The 14,577-nt window shown below is 60.6% G+C and carries 9 protein-coding genes; 2 read left to right on the top strand and 7 right to left on the bottom strand.

All coding sequences use genetic code 11. The features are described 5' to 3' along the window. Positions 1-201: 201 nt before the first annotated feature. The 3 genes from ACCQ08_RS00395 to ACCQ08_RS00385 all read right to left on the bottom strand — a co-directional run bounded on the left by ACCQ08_RS00395 (position 202) and on the right by ACCQ08_RS00385 (position 6,444). Complete coding sequence (locus ACCQ08_RS00395; protein ID WP_373448539.1) at positions 202-2,358, bottom strand: autotransporter outer membrane beta-barrel domain-containing protein; 2,157 nt, start codon at positions 2,356-2,358, stop codon at positions 202-204. 105 nt (positions 2,359-2,463) lie between these two features. Beyond that, positions 2,464-4,602, bottom strand: coding sequence for an autotransporter outer membrane beta-barrel domain-containing protein (locus tag ACCQ08_RS00390; RefSeq protein ID WP_373448538.1), 2,139 nt, complete (start codon positions 4,600-4,602; stop codon positions 2,464-2,466). A 1,359-nt stretch (positions 4,603-5,961) separates the two neighbouring features. Then, entirely contained in the window at positions 5,962-6,444 is a 483-nt protein-coding gene (locus tag ACCQ08_RS00385; RefSeq protein ID WP_373448537.1) for a hypothetical protein, read from the bottom strand. A 475-nt stretch (positions 6,445-6,919) separates the two neighbouring features. Here ACCQ08_RS00385 and ACCQ08_RS00380 point away from each other — a divergent pair, with 475 nt between their 5' ends. Further along, positions 6,920-7,069, top strand: a complete 150-nt coding sequence (locus ACCQ08_RS00380) for a hypothetical protein (RefSeq protein WP_373448536.1) — start codon at positions 6,920-6,922, stop codon at positions 7,067-7,069. 1,259 nt (positions 7,070-8,328) lie between these two features. Here ACCQ08_RS00380 and ACCQ08_RS00375 read toward each other — a convergent pair. The 3 genes from ACCQ08_RS00375 to ribA all read right to left on the bottom strand — a co-directional run bounded on the left by ACCQ08_RS00375 (position 8,329) and on the right by ribA (position 11,662). Then, on the bottom strand, positions 8,329-8,859 hold the full coding sequence (locus ACCQ08_RS00375) for a hypothetical protein (protein WP_373448535.1): 531 nt from the start codon (positions 8,857-8,859) through the stop codon (positions 8,329-8,331). Between the two features lie 446 nt (positions 8,860-9,305). Continuing rightward, the gene (locus ACCQ08_RS00370; protein WP_373448534.1) at positions 9,306-10,988 is read right to left on the bottom strand and encodes a WD40 repeat domain-containing protein; all 1,683 of its coding nucleotides are present in this window, start codon (positions 10,986-10,988) and stop codon (positions 9,306-9,308) included. Then, positions 10,985-11,662, bottom strand: a complete 678-nt coding sequence (ribA, locus tag ACCQ08_RS00365; protein WP_373448533.1) for a GTP cyclohydrolase II RibA — start codon at positions 11,660-11,662, stop codon at positions 10,985-10,987. The genes ACCQ08_RS00370 and ribA overlap by 4 nt, the downstream gene beginning before the upstream one ends. A 696-nt stretch (positions 11,663-12,358) precedes the next feature. On the opposite strand from ribA, the gene ACCQ08_RS00360 reads away from it, so the two are divergent. Beyond that, positions 12,359-12,715 carry a PRC-barrel domain-containing protein gene (locus tag ACCQ08_RS00360; protein ID WP_239811495.1) on the top strand — a complete coding sequence of 119 codons (357 nt, stop codon included), beginning with the start codon at positions 12,359-12,361 and terminating at the stop codon, positions 12,713-12,715. 209 nt (positions 12,716-12,924) lie between these two features. Here ACCQ08_RS00360 and ACCQ08_RS00355 read toward each other — a convergent pair whose 3' ends face one another. Next, positions 12,925-14,571, bottom strand: coding sequence for an IPTL-CTERM sorting domain-containing protein (locus ACCQ08_RS00355; RefSeq protein WP_373448532.1), 1,647 nt, complete (start codon positions 14,569-14,571; stop codon positions 12,925-12,927). Between the last annotated feature and the right edge of the window lie 6 nt (positions 14,572-14,577).

The following is a 14,577-nucleotide window of genomic DNA, read 5'->3' as shown; positions in this document are numbered from 1 at the left end:
TGCGCCTGCGCCAAACCAGCGATAAAACAAGAAACAAGTAGCGCGCAAGGGCGCAGAGGGAGGATCGCCTTTTTCATCATGAATAAGTTTGAAGGGTTGTAAAAAGCTATCCGGTGCGAGGCTGGTGCCTTCTGTGCACGGGATAGCGGGGCTCTTCTGGAGGGAGGAGAGAGGGAGGAAGAGAGAGATAGCAGGGGCCTTTTAAGCCGAGGTGCCTGGCGCGCGGCGCGTACCAGACTGAGGCGTCCCCGACTGGGGCGTCCCCGACCGGCGCGTGCGGCGCACACCGAGCAGGCCCAGGACCGATGCCATCGCCATCAGGCCCAGGGCGCCCATCGTCGGCACCTTGTGCGGCACCGCAGTGCCGCCGCCGTCGCCGCCACCGTTTCCGCCGCCGTTGTCACCGCCGCCGTTTCCGCCGCCGTTATCACCACCACCGTTGTCACCACCGGTCTTGTCCTTGTCTTTGATCAGCACCTGCGCGGCCGGGCCGTTGACGGTATAGGCATCGGCCACCGTGGGCGCCGCGATCGCCAAGGTGGCCGTCACATCGCCATCATTGGCGTTGTTGTTGGGCACGGCGGTGATCGTGCACGATGCCTCGGTCGCATTGGCTGGCACGACGATGGGCGAGCTGCAGGTCGTCGTATAGCGGGCGCTGGCGGCCGGCAAGGCCAGGTTGACGCTCAGGTCGCTCGTCAGCGCGGCGTTCAGCGACACCTTGCAGGTGGCGACCTGGCCGGCTGCATCGCTCAGCTCGGCAGGGGTGCAGACAACACCCACCGCAGGAGCGCTTTCAGCGCGCGATTCGTTGACCAGGTACCAGTGATTGCCGGTTTTGACCAGGTCATAGCGGAAGCTGCCGACCTGCAGGTAGCCCGGTGCGGGCAGGCGGAACGTGCCGTTCGATGCGCCGTTGACCTGCACCACCATGATGCCCAGGCCGGAGGTGGGCGCGCCCGTGCCGCCGAGGTTGGTGATGTTCAAGGTGGTGGTGCCGCTGGTGTCTCCGTTGACGACCAGCAACTCGGTGGGCGAATCGCTGTCACCCAGCGTGGTGTTCAGCGCCAGGCTGCCACCGTTGCTGCTGTAGTTGCCGGCGACGGTCAGCACCCCGCTGGTACCGCCAGCGGCCATCGTGACCGCGCCCGCGTTGGAAAGGCTGCCGACCGTATTGCTGAAGGTATCGGTGTCGAGCGTGGCGCCGCTGGCCACGACAAAGTCCGATGCCGCACTGAATCCCGTATCGGAGCCGGCACGCAGCACGCCTGCGTTGACGCTGGTGGTACCGCTGTAGACATTGTTGCCTGCAAAGCGCGTCGTCCCTGCCTCGTTGATATTGACAGTACCAGTGCCCGTCATCGATGGGGCAAAGACATAGTTGCCCGAAGCGTCGGTGTGGTTGAAGTTGATCACCCCACGCTGGGACCGGCCGAAGACCAGGGTGGGCGCGAGCACGGCGCCCGGGTTGGTGCTGCCCGCAATATTGATCGTCGCTGCGCTGCGGTATTCAGGTTGCACGGCCGATGCCAGCAGCAGCCTTCTGCCCGCCTCCATCACCGTGCCATCGCCGAGGTGGATGGTGGCATCCACCGGCGCATCGCTGACCTCCACATAGAGATCATTGCCTACGGACCATTTGGAGTCCGCGCCGCTCAATACCATCGTGCCATGCCGCAGCGTGCCGCTGCCTGCGCAGTGGACCAGGCCCGCATTGGTGATGCGGATCGTAGAGAGCCCGGCGCCGCTGAGGTGGCAGCTGTCTGCGTTCACCGACGAGTTGGCGCCGTCCACCTCGACCAAGCCGGTGGAACCCGGCAGCTCCGCCGTGCGGAACTGGTGGCGGCTTGACACCTTGGCGCCATTGGTCACGCGCAGCGATCCGGATTCAGCATATCCCACGGTCAGCCGCGTCGCACTGGCGGTTGCCACTTCCCATGAAGAATCGGGGCCGTCGACCGTCACGCTTCCCTTGCCTCCGGCATTGGCACTCAGTACCGCTCCACGGGTGATCAGCTTGGCGCCACTTTCAATGCGCAGCTCGCCCGTGCCAATACTGCCCACGGTGGTAGCTTGCGAGTTCCAGACGGAACTGGACGACAGGGTCACCGACCCTTGACCGCCCCTTGAGCCGATGACTGCACCGTCAATATCGTTCAGCACGGCCCCGGAGGACATAGTCATCGTGCCAGTGCCGTTTCCTCCGACGATGACAATGCGGGTGCTGAGTTCAGCGCCCATATTGCCGGTCGGTAGGGTGTCGCCGCTGAAGTCAATGCTTTGGGCCTGCGCGGCACCTGCGATAAAGCAGGCGACGATCAACGCACAGGGGCTGAGAGGGAGGATCGGGTTTTTCATGGTGTTTTGGTTGTGTGGGCTGCAAAAAGCTATCCGGTGAGAGGCTTGTGCCTTCTGTGCACCGGAAGCTCAGGCTCTTCTGGAGGGAGGAGAGAGGAGGGCCTTTTAGGCCGAGGTGCCTGGCGCGCGGCGCGTACCAGACTGGGGCGTCCCCGACTGAGGCGTCCCCGAGGCTCGGGTGCGGCGCACACCGAGCAGGCCCAGGACCGATGCCATCGCCATCAGGCCCATGGCGCCCATCGTCGGCACCTTGTGTGGCACCGCAGTGCCGCCGCCGTTGTCGCCACCGCCGTTTCCGCCGCCGTTATCGCCACCACCGTTGTCGCCACCGGTTTTGTCCTTGTCCTTGATGAGAACCTGGGCAGCAGGGCCTGGCGTGTAGGCATCTGCGGTGGTGGGCGGTGCAATGCCCAGTTCCGCAATCACATCACCATTGTTGGCGGTGTTGTTGGGCACCGAGGTGATCGTGCACGATGCCTCGGTCGCGTTCGCGGCAATGACGATCGGCGAGGTGCAAGTGGTGGTGTAGCGTCCGCTCGTGGCGGGCAGGGTCAGGTTCACGCCCAGGTCGGTCGTCAGCGCTGCACTCAGCGTTACCTTGCAGGTGGCAGTCTCGGCGGCTGCATCGCTCAGCTCGGCCGGGCTGCAGACCACGCTGACAGTGGGTGCGCTTTCGGCGCGCGATTCGCTGACCAGGTACCAGTGGTTGCCGGTCTTGACCAGGTCGTAGCGGAAGCTGCCCGCTTGCACATAGCCTGGCGCTGGCAGGCTGAAGGTGCCGTTCGATGCGCCATTGACCTGCACGACCAGAATGCCTTCACCGGTGGTGGCGGCGCCCGCGCCGCCCAGGTTGGTGATGTTCAACGTCGTGGTGCCGCTGGTATCGCCGTTGACGATGAGCTTCTCCGTGGCCGAGTTGCTGCCGCCCAGGGCGGTGTTCAGCGCCATGCTGCCGCCATTGCCGGCGTAGTTGCCCGCTACCGTCAACACCGCTGTGGTGCCGCCTGCCAGCATCGTCACCAGGCCATCGTTGCGCAGGCTGTTGACGGTGGGGCTGTAGGTGTTGGTGTCGAGCGTGCCGCCGCTGGCCACGACAAAGTCGGAGGCAGCGCTCAGGCCGGTGGCAGAGCCCGCGCGCAGGGTGCCAGCCTTCACAGCGGTGTTGCCTGCGTAGGTATTGTTGCCCGTGATGACCGTGGTGCCGGCGTTGCTGACATTCACCGTGCCGGTCCCGGTCAGGGGCATGGCGAACTGGTAGTTGCCCGATGCATCGGTATGGTTGAAGTTGATCACGCCCAGACCATTGGCGCCAAATTCAAAGCTGCCAACGGTGAGTGCGCCTGGGGTGGTACTGCCTTCGATATTGATCGTGCCGGTGCTGTCTGCAGAAGCGCTGCTTGCGTTCGGCAGCCGCAGATGGGCTGCAACCTCCACCAGGCTGCCCTCGCCGATGTTCAACACGGCCTGGCTGGCGTTTTCGGTATACCCAATGTCGAGGTCCGCACCCACGACCCACTTGGAGCCGGCGCCATCGAGCGAAACGCTGCCAAAGCCCAGGTAGGCGCCTTGGTAGCACTGCACCTGGCCTCCGTTGGTGATCTGTACTGTGGACACATCCTTCATGCCCAGCGAACATTGGTAGATGGCTTTAAGTTGGGAGTTGGCTCCATCCACCAGCACGGTGGCTGCAGAGCCTGCAGTGGCTGCTGTGGTGATGCTGGCGGTGGTGGCTACCATGCCGCCATTGCGCACATTGAGCGTGCCAGAGCCGCCATTGCTGCCGATGGACAAGTCCGATTGGTAAAGCGGTGGGATGTTCCAACTCGCATTGGCGCCATCCACGGTCACCGTGCCGATGCTGCCAGCGTTTTGACCAATGATGGCTAGCGAAGAGCTGACGGACGAATCCTTGACATTGACCGTGCCGGTGCCGGATTGGCCCACGGTGATTTCACGGGCGCCCCAGCTCACACCGTTGCTCAATGTAGCGGTTCCGGAGCTGCCTGCATTTGCGCCGATGACCGCCAGCCCGCTATTGCCGAAGCGGGCATTGGCGTTGGCATCGAGTGCGCCAGTACCGGTGTTGCCGACCGTGATATCGACGGTGGCGTACTGGTCGGCCATGCTGCCTACCGGTGTGGAATCGCCGCTGAAGGTAATGCTTTGGGCCTGTGCAGCGCCTGCGATAAAGCAGGCGACCAGCAACGCACAGGGGCTCAGAGGGAGGATCGGATTTTTAATCATGTTTTGCTTTTTGTGTTGTAGAAAGCTATGCAACCGGAGGCTTATGCCTTCTCTGGCTGCATCGCTCACTCATCTGGAGGGAGGAGTAGTCGTTGAAAGAAGAGCGCTGGCGCGCCCACGCTAAAAGTTGCTTTGCGCGCTCTACACAGAAGCGCCAGCCAGGGCCCATTCCCAGCTGTTAAAGCGCGGTATCCCCTTGGAGGGGCGCCAGGCGTTATCGAGAAATTGTTTCTTCATGATGTTTCCTATCGAGGTGTGCTGCGGCGGAATCACCATTCCCCGCAGGCCCATGTAAAGCAATGAGGTGTATAGATTAGGGCAATTACCTATATGCGATTGATAACAAACGTGTATCTAGCAGCCAGTGTTGCTATGCCGAAGCTATTACTGAGATTAAGAATGCCAATGGACCTCCTCGTTAGAAAACGTTGGTGGTTGCGAAAGTGGGCGCACCTGCTGCAGACCAAGCCCTGATTGAGAATGATTGCTATAAATCAAATCGGATGCAGATACCGGCGGACTGTGGATATTTATCAAACCTCGCCATGCGCCAGCACAATGCTGCATGCGGACAACTGATGTATGCAAGCTGATCAAAGTCTCGCATAGGCTATCACTATGAATTGTTATTTTTTATAAAAACAGGATTTTGAATAGGATATTGCTTTCGCTGAGTCTTCTTGAAAGCGGTGCTTATAGTTTTATGAAATGGACTGATTTGCGGCGAGGTGCCGAACGCATTGCTGGCCAGAGGTTCTGGGCAAGGCGTCTGCGCACCCGCCATTGCTGGTTGGTACCGGCAGCGCCGGGTGTTGGTGGCATTGGCAGCAAGTTGGGACGCACTTCAACGGAGTAGATGAAAAGGCAGGTAACAGCACGCGACACAGCAGTGAGTGGTGCGTTAAGCGAGCGCGCACTTAAGGGGCGCTGCCTACTATCGGCGGTGGGGCGCGCGATGCTGGGCGCGCTTCTGCACCACCGCCGCCCAACAGTAGAAAGGTGGATCACGCGGAGCCGCAGGCTTGTGTGCCACCCAGCGGCAGCGGTTGACCAGGATGAACAGACATGAACGCCCCAACGGGCATTCAGCCCCCGGCAGGGCGTTTTGCTGGGCGCCCCCGGAGAAGGGCGAGGACTGGCAGGGGGCGCATCTGCGCGCTGCACGCTTCACGCTGGGTGCGTTGCACCGAGCAGCGAATGCTGCCCAGCGGATACGCCGCCCGGCAGTTGCGCTGCCCGGCATATGCTGCCCAGCAGATACGCTGCCCGGCAGATCTACTGCCACACCGCACGTGGAGCGCAAAAAACCCCAGGGGCATGGCCACCGCCATGCGCCTGGGGTAGTGGGGATCTGCCTTATCAGGCCGATTTGCGCGTGCGGCGCAGGCCCAGCAGGCCCATGACGGAGACCAGCGATACCAACGCTGCAGCGCCCAAGGTGGGAACGGGCGTGGGGTTGGCGGGAGGCACGACGGTGCCGTTGCTGCGGATGGTGATCTGTGCGGCAGGGCCTTCGACCGTATAGGCATCCGGCGTCGTGGGCGGGGCAATCGCCAAGTCAGCGGTCACATCGGGTGCGCCCGGCGTGGTGTTGGCCACGGCCGTGATCGTGCAGGCGGCCTGGGTAGCATTGGCGGGAACCACCAGTGGCGAGGTGCAGGTGGTCGTATAGCCTGGGTTGGTGGCTGGCAAGGTCAGGTTGATGGGGGTGTCTGTTGTGGAGGGGGCGCTGAGGGTGACGGTGCAGGTGGAGACCTGGCCGGCAACGGCGAGCAGCTCGGTGGGGGTGCAGGTGAGGGTGGCGGTGGGGGGGACTGGATCTGCAAACGGGACGACCGTCATGCTGAAGGCAAGGGTTCCATCGTTCTGATCCCAGCCTTGCGCATTACTAAATTGTCCGATGTTCCCGTTCAACACGGCACTAAAGCCACCTGCATAGATATACGCATTTTCACGAGTGTCATCATTTGTGATACCCATTGGCTCGCTGGCATTGCCCATGATCAACCCATATTTCTGCCCTGCCAGTAGCGTTGTGGTGGCGATGGCTCCAAGATCAGCTGCGGAGTAGGTATGGACTGTAGTCACCACACTGGGGCCCCCACCAATCATATTCAGGGTGGTAGATGCCAGCGCCGTGCCTGTAGGAAATCCGGTGGTGTCGTCTAGGTTAAATAGGCTCAAAGTGGCTGTGGTCGGTAATGCTGCCAAGTCCAAGCCAAAAGAAAGCTCAACAATGCGCGTAGGCTCCGACCCTGTTTGAAACGCTGGGCCACGTTTAGCTTCGTCATAGATCGTATAGGAGGATGGTTCCTCTATGGGCAAACTGTTCATTACCACGATCGGTGTAGGCGCAGGCTGCGCCGACGCCAAAGGCGCCCAAGATGCAGCACAGGCCATAAAACCGATAACGGCATATCGGCGCAATACGTTGAAGGACGGGATTGGCATTTTTCTCTCCATCTAAAATAAAAACTATGGGTTTGATCGCATCGATGTGCGAACTATAAGAGGCCTACAGCTTCACCTCCCAGGCAAAATGGCTGCAAATCAACAATAAACGTTAATTAATAATTAATGTCATTCGCAAATGTCAAATGTTGTAGATATGGGATTATTTAAAGCGATAGTTTTTGGCGATGCGAGCCTGTTTTTGGAGATTTATTGCTATGTATTGCGGAGTGTCAAAACCATGCGCATCACGGCCAACGTATGCATCGCAAAGGAGGGTGGTAAGGGGCCGATAACTGCGTGCGTGATGCCGCAGGGGTAGCGGGTATTTTGTTTCACTATGTTTCATTACTTGGAGAGGATGTATTTTTATTTGGAGGCATCGATGGTGCGGAGGGTAAAAGTAGGGCGCGATAAGGGGTTTAACGAGGTTTTATAAATAGCGTGGATTTATAGACAATGGAAATTTACTTTGTCAGTGGCTATTGAATGACCGCATTGCGCCTTGGTGGAGCAAGCGCTGCATGGCGTGGGGGGCTGATGGCTGGCGATACCGTACCTGGCAGCCCGCAAAAAAGGGGTGCTGTTTGGAGGCAGTCAGGCTGCTACCAGCGGTGGCAAGCGTTTACCGGCACCTGCACCCGGGCCGCAATTGCTGTGTGCACAAACTGTATGCAAACCAAGCGGATGCACATAGATTATCACTATCGGTGAGAATGGGTTTATAAGGCGATTTTTTGTAAGGATTAATTTTTGTCCATCCCCATAAACAGGGCCGTTTATAGCGCGTGGCGATAGGCTTACACCTGCGCTGGCGCGATGGCGGGACCCGCCACGAATAGCGTGGTTGCGCCAGTAACTGGGTGAGGGCAGGCCAGGCAGCGGTTGGTGCCACCGCGTGATGCGATGCGCTACCACCCAGCGGGGTGGACAGGCGTGGTGGCGAAGGCGCTGATGAAAATGCCTGTAACAGCCACAGACAAAGCCCAGCATATGAAGTAATTCAGAGCGCTGCAGTGCTGCTGCAGCATGGGGCGCTGCCACTGTTGCCACCGCTGCGGCTGGCAGGCGCTAACCGGGGCTGAGAGGGGCTGAAAGGGTGACAGGGGATGAGAGGGGCTGTGTGCTGGTACTGCCCCGTAGCGCGGGGCGGGCGCAGCCGATGGGCGGCGCCGTGACCTGCGCAAGGGGTTGATGAGAAGAGCCTGGCTGTGCGGGCAGGGCGACCGGGAGGGCCTGACCGCTATCCCCAGCAACTTTGCCAGGCAGGCAGCGTCAAGGCGGGGTGCCGGGGCTGCATTGCCAGTTGCCGCCCATCAGCTGGCAGCTGAGGCCATTGGGCCCCACCAGGCGCTGGGGGCCGGAGCGGGTAAGAAACCGGCCTTGGTTGTCATTGCAGCCACTGGCATTGCAGCTGATGATGAACACCGCTGGAGGCGGTGCAGCGGTGGCCGGGCTGGCAGCGGGGCTGGAGCGCTCGGTGCGCGGCGCCCGCCGGCCATCGGCGCTATCGGCACCATCGGCCCTATCGGCCCTATCGGCGCCATCGGCCTCGGGCTCTGCGTCGCCGCTCGCGGAATGGGACGGGGATGTGGATGCGGAATCGGGGCGGGATGGGGAATCCGAGCGGGAAGGGGCCGTGGAGCTGGGGTTAGAGCTGCGGGCAGCGCCGGACGCAGGCGCGGAGCCTGCAGCGGGCGTTTCAGGCTGCCGGCCGCGCTGGCCCGCCGCATCGCTGGCAACCGCCATGCCTGCCTGTGCTGCCAAGCCCAGCAGCAGTGCTGCCGCTATCGTCCAACTGCGCATTCTCTCTGTCCTCTGCCGGGTGTGTACGGCCCCGCTGCCGACATGCCCAGCCACTGCCGGGCTGGCATGTTTTCTGCCCCTTGTCTGACGCACACGCGCCAGGCGCTTGGATAGATTCACAGCTATGAACCCACCAGACCCCAAACCTACCAAGCCTACCAATTCCCACACCCGCGCTGGGCGATTCGCCAACAAGCGTTTTGCCATCATTGGCGCGGTGATTTTGGCTTTTCTGCTGATAGCGATCTTTGTGCCGTATTGATCGCGCCGGCAGCACGACCGTATAACACAACGGGCAGCTTTGGGCTGCCCGTTGTGTTGTGGGGGGTGTTGTGGGGTGTTGATGTAGATGTGAGGGATGGCAGGGCGGTGGCGCGGGCGGCCTTTGCTGGTTGCGTCTGCGGTCTTGGCCTGGGTGGCGGTGCCGATCCTGGTGCTGGCCCTGGTTAAATCTTGAGCTTGTAAATCTGCCCGTCATACGAGCCTGCCAGAAATTGCCGCCCGTCGCCATCAAAACACAGCGACGATATACCGGCAGCGGTGGGGCGGGCGTAGGGCAGCCAGTGCCGGTGCTGCCTGTCAAAAATAGCCACGCAGCCGCCGTAGGAGCCCGATGCGATGTACCGGCCATCGGCCGATGCGGCCACGCACTTGATCGAATGGCTGTGGGGTGTGGGGATAGCGGTGGCGGTGAAGTCCTCCCAGATGCGCAGTTGCCGGTCGCGGCTGATGCTGATGAAGCGGTCGCCCGGCAAGGCCGCGCAGCCGTTGGCAATGCGTCCATGGGCCTGGTTTTTTCTGGCTTTTTCCTGCAGGTCACCGATCTGGAACCACGCGGCGCTGGTATCGGCGCAGACCGAGAAAAGCAGGCTGTCGGAGGCGGCGACGGCCTTGACGGCATTGTCATGCAGCTGCAAGCGGGCCACCAGCGATGCGCCGCCTTGCCCGGATACGGAAAAAACCAGCCCTTCGCCGGTGTAGGTGCCGATGACGATATGGGGCACGCCGTGGCGGGTGAAGGCGGCGCCGCAGTTCAACGGCGACTTGTGCTGGTGCACGACCTCCCCGGTGCGGGCATTGAACAGCTGCCCCGTCTGGCCGCCGGTAAACAGCATGCCGCCGGCAGCGGTGAGGAAGTTGCAGAGGCTGCCGGTGTGGCTGCTGGGCTCACCGTTGATGCGCAGGATGCCCGCATCGCCGATGCTGATGCAGTCAGCCTGCTGCGCGATCACCGCATTGACGCCTTGGGTGGGTTCGACCAGACGCAGGTCCCAGGTGCCGCTGCCTATGTCAAAACTGGCGTAGGACGACCCGAAGGTGGCGAAGACCAGGGTGTCTCTGTCGAGGAACGCACAGGACCGGGGCCATATCTGCGGCGGGATGGCCGACTGCGTGACCGGATCGATGCGGCCCGCATCGCAGTGCCATAGCTTCAGCAAGCGGTCATAGCTCAGGCTGACCAGCAGTTTCTCGCCTTCGTCATAGGTGAGCTGTTTGATGCCGGAGTCGTGCGCGGCGATGCTATGGGCGCCGGAGCCCTGCAGCACGATGATCTGGCCTTCGTCATTGCCGGCGTAGATGGTGCCGCCGCTGGCGATGGCGATGGTGTCGGTCTCGATGCCGCCCAGGTCGATGTCGCTGACCAGCGTTTGCGTGGCCAGTGACCACTGTTTGAGCGTGCCGTCGTCGCTCGATGACATCAGCGCATCACCGGCCTGGGTCCAGGCGATGGAGATCACATCGGCGGTGTGGCCTGCAAAGCGGGCCACCAGCCGGCCTTCAAAGTCGAATACGCGCACCAGGTGGTCCCGGGACGCGGTGGCAATCAGCGCTGCGGTGGGGTGGAAAGCGGCCATTTCGACATCGTCGTCATGGTCGGACAATACCGCGATGAGTTTGAGGCTGGGTACCGACCATAACCGGGCGCTGGTATCGCTGGAGGCGCTGACGAGGTATTGGCCGCCGGGGCTGAAAGCCAGCTGGTTGGCGAGGTGGTCATGCCACACCCGTGCCAGTGCTATTTTGTGCGCTGCATCCCACAGGATGATCTGGTTGTCATAACCGGCGGTGGCCACCCATTGGCCGTTATAGGCGGCAACGCCGCTGATCGGGGATTGGTGGGCAATCATGGCGTGTCCTTGTAAATGCGGGGTAATTCCATCGCATGCGATGTCAACCTGACTTTGGAGGACAGGTAATCGCTGTTGTCGGCATTGCAGTAAACGCCGGTGGGCAGGCAGGCGGCGATATGGATGCCTGCATCCATTAACTGGTTGGCTTTGTCGGGGTTATTGCTTAACAGCCGTATTTTGGGAATATCCAGCGCATGGAGCATGTCGGCCGCCACCTGGTAGCTGCGTTCATCGTCTTTGTGGCCGAGCGCACGGTTGGCGCTGAAGGTATCGAGCCCTTGCTCCTGCAGGCAGTAGGCCTCGAGCTTGCGGTAGAGGCCAATGCCCCGGCCTTCTTGCCGCAGGTACAGCAGCAGGCCGCCCTCCTGGTGCAGGCGCTGCAGTGCTTCGTTGAGCTGCGGCCCGCAGTCACAGCGTGCGGAGCCGAGCGCGTCGCCCGTCAGGCATTCGGAATGCAGGCGCACCAGCGGTACATCGGTGGTCAAGCGCTCAAACTGCAGGGCAAAATGCTCGCCGTTATCGCTTAAATGGCGAAAGCTGATGATTTTGGCATGGGCCGCTGCGCCATCGGCCAGCAAAATGGGCAGGCGTGCAACGCTGCGAATGACGGCGGTATTTTTGGGGCGCTCGGGTTTATCCGGGCGTTTCTTCTCTATTCCGTATGAATTCATAATAATCTTCTTTCTTGAAGTGGATGGGGTTATGAACCGGGTGGGGGATCGTGAAAGGCCAAGATAACACCGGCGGATTTAATGGGCTACCGTTAAATTATTTCTGCTGCGCTTTAATGATAATGTTGGCGTCTGCTTTTATATATACACTGGAATTAACAGTCGGCGGGTGGATATTCTGCGGGTCGATAACCTATGGCCACTGACCATTCACCACTGACCATTCACCCTGGCAGGACGCGGGATGGGGTGTCGGGAACGGGCAGACGCCCATCCAGCAGGTGGTGCCATGCGTTGTGGGGTGGGTCAGGCCGAGAGGGCAGCGGCTGGCGCAGTGGGCAACGGCAGCCTTGGCGGTGCGCAGGCGCTTGCCCTGACGCGTGTGAAGCATCGCAGGCACACGGCTTGCCTGGTCCATGGGGCGTGCATGCGTGTCGGCTTTGCAGCTTCAGCGAAGGCTGCATCGGCCGGCGTCCACGTGTTCTGCGTCTATCCCGACCGCTGTGCACCGGGTGGATTTGGCCGTCCTGCAAACCGGGTGCGGCCCGTCCTACGGCTATCGGACGGCGATGACTACCTGCCACACTGAGGCAGCTGTTTAGCATTGATTCCAAGGCCGGCACACAGCGGAACCGCTTCACGAAGCCCCCCCGCCGGCCCCTTTTGCAATCACTCTTTCCAACACAGGAGAACGATATGAATACCGTAAACACTGCATCGAGCGTGATCTCTTCGGACAAGGTGCAAGGCACCAAGGTCTACAACCCCAATGGCGACAAGCTGGGCTCGGTGGAAAGCCTGCTGCTGGACAAGCTGACCGGCAAGGTCCGCTACGCGGTGATGGAGTTTGGCGGCTTTCTGGGCATGGGCACCGATGTGTACCCCCTGCCATGGGAAACCCTGAAGTACGACACCGGCCTGGGCGGCTATGTCGTATCGCTGACCAAGGAACAGCTGGAAGGCGCTCCCCGTTATGCGCGTGAAACCACGCAGGATTACAACGACGAGTATGGCCGCAAGGTTAATGAGTACTACGGCGTGCCTTGGATCTAAGGTGGCGGGGCTCACCGCATTTAGTACACCGCTGTCCGGGCTGCGATAGGCCGTACTGCCTATACCCGGGCGCCTAGTCTGAGGGGCTGTCTCCGTTCCCTGACTGGGTAGGGCATTTGCTTGGAGCCCTCTGCACCACAGCCCGCTGATTGTTTCAGCGGGCTTTTTCCGTGGGTGCTCAATGGTCAGACGGGATCATTGGGACGTACTCAGCGATTGCGCGCACGGCGCTGGCTGTGCAGACCCCATCCCATCAGACCCAGCGATAGCAGACCTAATCCCCAGGTGCCGACGGTGGGGATAGGCTGGGGTGGCTTAACGGTGATGGGTGGCGCTGTGCAGTCAACCACGAACGCGGCACTGCTGGACCGGTTGTTGCTCAGGTCCTGGTCAATAAAGCCGGCGTCGTCTGCGAAGTGGATGGTGGCGCTATTGCCTACCGATGCATTGCAGGCAGCGTCCTGGTCCACCTCGCCCTGGAAGACAAAGTTCAGCGCTCCATCCTGCCCCATCGTGTAATGGCCGAGGTCAGCGATATCACCGCTGCCGCTGGCTGCAGGGCAGCTGGTATCAGCGCCCGTGGCGGTACAGGTCCAGGTTTTGTTGACGAGCGCGTCAACGCGGTCATTGATCAGCGGCGCACTGGCGGGAACGTCGATCTTGGCGGACAGCGGAGAATTGCTCAAAGTATTGTTTTTGACGCTGAGCGAATAACTGACGGTATCCCCCCGGCGCCGGATGCTGGGGCTGGTCATGGCCAGGTCGATTTGTACATCGGCGGGTACCGCCACCCTGTTGAGGCGCACTTCATGGATCTCGGTCGCCCCACCGGTGGAGCCAGAAAACCCGATGCTGAGCTGCGCAGGTGCTGCATAGGGAAAGGGCTGGTTGGTAATGACTGGAGCGGGTATGCCAGAAGGGCCATCCAGCACGCTGATTAAAAATGGAGAGTTGGAGTCGCCGGTTGGGGTCAAGATAATGCGTGCAGACCGGTCCGCCGGGCGTGCTGTTGCATCTGGATTATTCAACGCGGGTACCCCTACGTTGGCGACAAAGGGGTTGCCAGCTGATGCCGGCCCTCGAACTGCGATGGTATTGGGTATGCGTTGAACATCCTGGCCACCTGGACCGCCGCAAGATGCATCGGTTGAGAAATAGCCAAAAGCATCGAAGCCGACACCCAGATAACCACCTTCCCCCCCGCAATACCCTAGATCTCCTCCCGCGTTCGACCCTCCCATACCCAGCGCCGCGTCATAAAGATAGAAGGAGAGGCCATCGGCAGCCAAGTTGTTACTGGGGTATTTCATCCACATGACGTAATCAAAATCAATGATGACGCCTTCCTCGGCAGAGAAAGTTGCGCCTGTGTATAGCGCTGAACCGTTTTGCAATACAAGGTTCTCTGTCAACCGCAGCCACCCCGAGCCAATGGCGTCATACCCCGGGGGCGTCGCAGCCGTCAGCCGCGCCGAACCCGTCAATTCCCATTGGGGCTCGCTGGCGTTTCGGAAGGCGGGTGGAACGACAAACTGGGACCAAGCTATCGCTGGTAAAAATGCAATCCCAGCCAACAGCACATGTTTCTTGAAGTAGTTGAATGACATATCTTTCCTTGGAGATTTCAAAAGATTGCGATCGAGGTGACATGCATTCTGGGATGCGGCAAGGTTCTGGTGATACCAATTGTCTATATTGATAATTGGCCACTGTTGAATATGTTGCGCGCTCCTGGTCGCCTTCGCCTTAGATTTATACACAGCGTTGTACGGCTGCGGCAAACGGATATGTGTTTTATACCAACATATGCCACCCTGAACCTCTGCGGTGTAATAGATGAAAACAGTGGCAATCAATGTGAT

Source organism: Comamonas sp. SY3 (assembly GCF_041730275.1).
In the GTDB taxonomy this organism is placed as follows: domain Bacteria; phylum Pseudomonadota; class Gammaproteobacteria; order Burkholderiales; family Burkholderiaceae_C; genus Comamonas; species Comamonas sediminis.
Note: the sequence above shows the minus strand (reverse complement) of the source record. Positions and strands in the feature narration are given on the sequence as shown.

Excerpts from the sequence above, each read along its gene's own strand:
- ACCQ08_RS00360 (WP_239811495.1), top strand. The coding sequence starts at position 12,359 with ATGAATACCGTAAACACTGCATCGAGCGTGATCTCTTCGGACAAGGTG.
- ACCQ08_RS00390 (WP_373448538.1), bottom strand. The coding sequence starts at position 4,602 with ATGATTAAAAATCCGATCCTCCCTCTGAGCCCCTGTGCGTTGCTGGTC.
- ribA (WP_373448533.1), bottom strand. The coding sequence starts at position 11,662 with ATGAATTCATACGGAATAGAGAAGAAACGCCCGGATAAACCCGAGCGC.
- ACCQ08_RS00375 (WP_373448535.1), bottom strand. The coding sequence starts at position 8,859 with ATGCGCAGTTGGACGATAGCGGCAGCACTGCTGCTGGGCTTGGCAGCA.
- ACCQ08_RS00385 (WP_373448537.1), bottom strand. The coding sequence starts at position 6,444 with ATGACGGTCGTCCCGTTTGCAGATCCAGTCCCCCCCACCGCCACCCTC.
- ACCQ08_RS00380 (WP_373448536.1), top strand. The coding sequence starts at position 6,920 with ATGGGCAAACTGTTCATTACCACGATCGGTGTAGGCGCAGGCTGCGCC.
- ACCQ08_RS00395 (WP_373448539.1), bottom strand. The coding sequence starts at position 2,358 with ATGAAAAACCCGATCCTCCCTCTCAGCCCCTGTGCGTTGATCGTCGCC.
- ACCQ08_RS00370 (WP_373448534.1), bottom strand. The coding sequence starts at position 10,988 with ATGATTGCCCACCAATCCCCGATCAGCGGCGTTGCCGCCTATAACGGC.